The following is a 2,954-nucleotide window of genomic DNA, read 5'->3' as shown; positions in this document are numbered from 1 at the left end:
GAATACCGAGCATCTGGCAAACAAACACAGTCAGGATGAACAACAACACCAAAAACACGAACAGCCCGGGATGCCGCGAGACAAGATCATCATTCGGATCGCCCGTGGACTCATATACCGTCGACGGCTCATCCAGTGGATTACCGCCCAACACCACCAGCATCGCCGCGACACCATCGCTGATGCCCTTGCTGAAATTGCCGGTCTTGAAAGCGGGTGTGATCACCTGATGGATGATCACCGAGCTCTGCGCATCGGTCAGGCGATCTTCCAGGCCATACCCGACTTCAATGCGCAGTTTTCGCTCCTCACGGGCGACGATCAGCAATGCGCCGTTGTTCTTGTCCTTCTGGCCGATGCCCCAGTAGCGCCCCAATTGAAAACCGAAGTCGGCAATGTCGGTGCCCTGCAAGTTCTCCAGGGTGACTACCACCAGTTGCTCACCGGTAGATTTTTCATGGGCCTGAAGCTGCTGCGTCAGTTGCTCACGCACCGCCGGTTCGATCATTCGGGCGTTATCCACCACCCGTCCGGTCAGCTCAGGAAACTTCAATTCGGCCTGGGCCGCCAGGGCAAACACCCACAGCATCAGCACCAGGCCTGCTTTCAAGACGCGCATGTGCAACCTCGTCCGTGGTGACGCACCGATCAGAATTTGACCTCGGGCGGTTTTTCCGAGCCTGGCGTGGCTTCGAAGGTTTCGCGCACAGGCAGGTCGCTGTACATCACGCTATGCCACAGGCGACCGGGGAAGGTGCGGATTTCGGTGTTGTACTTCTGCACCGCCAGAATGAAATCCCGTCGGGCCACGCTGATGCGGTTTTCGGTGCCTTCGAGCTGCGATTGCAGGGCGAGGAAGTTCTGGTTGGCCTTGAGGTCCGGATAGCGTTCGACCACCACCATCAAACGGCTCAAGGCACCGCTGAGCTGATCCTGGGCCTGTTGGTACTGCTTGAGCTTTTCCGGGTTATCGAGGGTGGAGGCGTCGACCTGGATCGACGTTGCCTTCGCCCGTGCCTCGACCACGGCAGTCAGGGTCTCCTTCTCATGGGCAGCGTAGCCCTTGACCGTTTCCACCAGGTTGGGAATCAGGTCGGCACGGCGCTGATACTGGTTCTGCACCTGGCCCCAGGCCGCCTTGGCCTGCTCGTCGAGGGTCGGGATGTTGTTGATGCCGCAGGCTGTCAGAAGCGTGGCGAGCACCAATAACGTGGCCACTTGCAGGCTCGACCGGTAGGACTGTCGTACATTCATATCAGTGATGCTCCCTTCACATTCATGGAAAAAACAACCGAAGACCCTCTCGGCCGGCTCTTCGGGCATAATCGGCCGCGCATCTGGATTGCATCGGGGCAATGGGCTAAAAAATGCCCAGCGCAAAAAACGCATCCGGCTTTTTTCGAACCGGTACCCGAACAACAATAGTCGCTCCCTAAATTTTGGCTGGCCGGCGTATACATCGCCGTTTGGGCCCTTGAGAAAACTATTCATGAAGAAGCTGTGTTTGCTGGGCCTGTTCGTCAGCCTGGCCAGTCATAACGTATTGGCCGCCACGACGCCCGCACCTCTGGAGAACAAGGAAGCCTTCGTCAGCAACCTGATGAAGCAAATGACCCTCGATGAGAAAATCGGCCAGTTGCGCCTGATCAGCATCGGCCCGGAAATGCCTCGGGAGATGATCCGCAAGGAAATCGCCGCGGGCAACATCGGCGGTACGTTCAACTCGATCACCCCCCCGGAAAACCGTCCGATGCAGGACGCCGCCATGCGCAGCCGGTTGAAGATCCCGATGTTCTTCGCCTATGACGTGATCCACGGCCACCGTACCATTTTCCCGATCCCGCTGGCGTTGGCGTCGAGCTGGGACATGGACGCCATTGGCTTGTCCGGGCGCGTCGCCGCCAAGGAAGCGGCGGCTGACAGCCTCGACATCACGTTCGCACCGATGGTTGATATTTCCCGCGACCCACGCTGGGGCCGTACCTCCGAAGGTTTCGGCGAAGACACCTACCTGGTGTCGCGCATTGCCGGGGTGATGGTCAAGGCATTCCAGGGCGCCGGCGCCAACGCCGCCGACAGCATCATGGCCAGCGTCAAGCATTTCGCGCTGTACGGCGCGGTCGAAGGTGGCCGCGACTACAACGTGGTCGACATGAGCCCGGTCAAGATGTACCAGGACTACCTGCCCCCCTATCGCGCGGCGATCGATGCCGGTGCCGGCGGGGTGATGGTGGCGCTGAACTCGATCAACGGCGTGCCGGCCACCGCCAACACCTGGCTGATGAACGACCTGTTGCGCAAAGAATGGGGCTTCAAGGGCCTGGCAGTCAGCGACCACGGGGCGATTTTCGAGCTGATCAAGCACGGCGTCGCCCGTGATGGCCGCGAAGCCGCGAAGCTGGCAATCAAGGCCGGCATCCACATGAGCATGAACGATACCTTGTACGGCAAGGAGCTGCCGGGTTTGCTGAAGTCCGGCGAGTTCCAGCAGAGCGACATCGACAACGCCGTGCGTGCAGTGCTCGAAGCCAAATACGACATGGGCCTGTTCAAGGACCCGTACCTGCGCATCGGCAAGGCCGAGGATGATCCGGTCGACACTTACGCCGACAGCCGCTTGCACCGCGCCGAGGCCCGTGACGTCGCGCGTCGCAGCCTGGTATTGCTGAAAAACCAGAATCAGACCCTGCCGCTGAAGAAAACCGCGAAAGTCGCCCTGGTCGGCCCGCTGGCCAAGGCACCCATCGACATGATGGGCAGCTGGGCCGCCGCCGGTCGCCCGGCGCAATCGGTGACCCTGTTCGATGGCATGACCACCGCGCTGGGCAATAAATCGACGCTGATCTACGCCCGTGGCGCCAACATCACCAGCGACAAGAAGATCCTCGACTACCTGAACTTCCTCAACTTCGATGCCCCGGAAGTGGTCGATGACCCGCGCCCGGCCAACGTGT

At 60.2% G+C, this 2,954-nt stretch carries 3 protein-coding genes; 1 reads left to right on the top strand and 2 read right to left on the bottom strand.

Annotated elements, in window-relative coordinates:
- Positions 1–619: TPM domain-containing protein (locus tag D8V06_RS25145; protein WP_130932034.1), on the bottom strand; the 619-nt coding region annotated here is incomplete at its 3' end.
- Between the two features lie 29 nt (positions 620–648).
- A complete protein-coding gene (locus tag D8V06_RS25140; protein WP_130906590.1) occupies positions 649–1,254 on the bottom strand; it encodes a LemA family protein in 606 nt (201 codons plus the stop codon).
- A gap of 235 nt (positions 1,255–1,489) precedes the next feature.
- Between D8V06_RS25140 and bglX the strand changes: the two genes are divergently transcribed.
- A partial coding sequence (gene bglX, locus D8V06_RS25135) for a beta-glucosidase BglX (RefSeq protein ID WP_130932033.1) occupies positions 1,490–2,954 on the top strand: 1,465 nt, incomplete at its 3' end.

Origin of the sequence: Pseudomonas sp. Sample_24, assembly GCF_004307605.1 — a bacterium.
Taxonomy (GTDB): Bacteria; Pseudomonadota; Gammaproteobacteria; order Pseudomonadales; family Pseudomonadaceae; genus Aquipseudomonas.
This window is presented reverse-complemented; position numbering and strand designations above follow the sequence as displayed.